General features: G+C 51.1%; 5 tRNA genes and 1 rRNA gene. All 6 read right to left on the bottom strand.

Features of this window, described 5'->3' with window-relative positions:
* Window positions 1–76: 76 nt before the first annotated feature.
* Window positions 77–150, bottom strand: a tRNA-Asp gene (locus tag FD46_RS09630).
* A gap of 9 nt (window positions 151–159) precedes the next feature.
* A tRNA-Val gene (locus tag FD46_RS09625) sits at window positions 160–232 on the bottom strand.
* Window positions 233–236: 4 nt separating this feature from the next.
* Window positions 237–308 (bottom strand) — tRNA-Glu (locus FD46_RS09620).
* 9 nt (window positions 309–317) lie between these two features.
* Window positions 318–409, bottom strand: a tRNA-Ser gene (locus FD46_RS09615).
* A gap of 13 nt (window positions 410–422) precedes the next feature.
* Window positions 423–495: transfer RNA gene (locus FD46_RS09610), tRNA-Asn, on the bottom strand.
* Between the two features lie 6 nt (window positions 496–501).
* Window positions 502–605: ribosomal RNA gene (rrf, locus tag FD46_RS09605) — 5S ribosomal RNA — on the bottom strand; the annotation flags it as partial.

Below are 605 nucleotides of genomic sequence, written 5' to 3'. Positions count from 1 at the left end.
ACTGCCGACACATGGAGCTTCAATCCATTGCTCTACCGACTGAGCTACCGAGCCATCATAAATATTAAAAATAAAACGGTCCTAGACGGATTTGAACCGACGATCTCCTGCGTGACAGGCAGGCGTGTTAGACCCCTACACCATAGGACCGTAATACCATGGAGGATACAGGGCTCGAACCTGTGACCCTCTGCTTGTAAGGCAGACGCTCTCCCAACTGAGCTAATCCTCCAATATGACCCGTACGGGATTTGAACCCATGTTACCGCCGTGAAAGGGCGGTGTCTTAACCACTTGACCAACGGGTCATTTTGCTACGGAGAGTAAGGGATTCGAACCCTTGAAACAGGTCTATACCCGTTTACATGATTTCCAATCATGCTCCTTCGGCCAACTCGGACAACTCTCCAGCAATAAACCAACTCCGGCAGGCGGGCTCGAACCGTCGACAACCTGATTAACAGTCAGATGCTCTACCAACTGAGCTATGCCGGAATATTAGCACGGCAACGACCTACCCTCGCAGGGGGCGATCCCCCAACTACTCTCGGCGCTAAGAAGCTTAACTTCTGTGTTCGAAATGGAAACAGGTGTATCCTTCCTGC

It is taken from the genome of Liquorilactobacillus oeni DSM 19972 (assembly GCF_001436275.1).
Classification (GTDB): Bacteria; Bacillota; Bacilli; order Lactobacillales; family Lactobacillaceae; genus Liquorilactobacillus; species Liquorilactobacillus oeni.
This window is presented reverse-complemented; position numbering and strand designations above follow the sequence as displayed.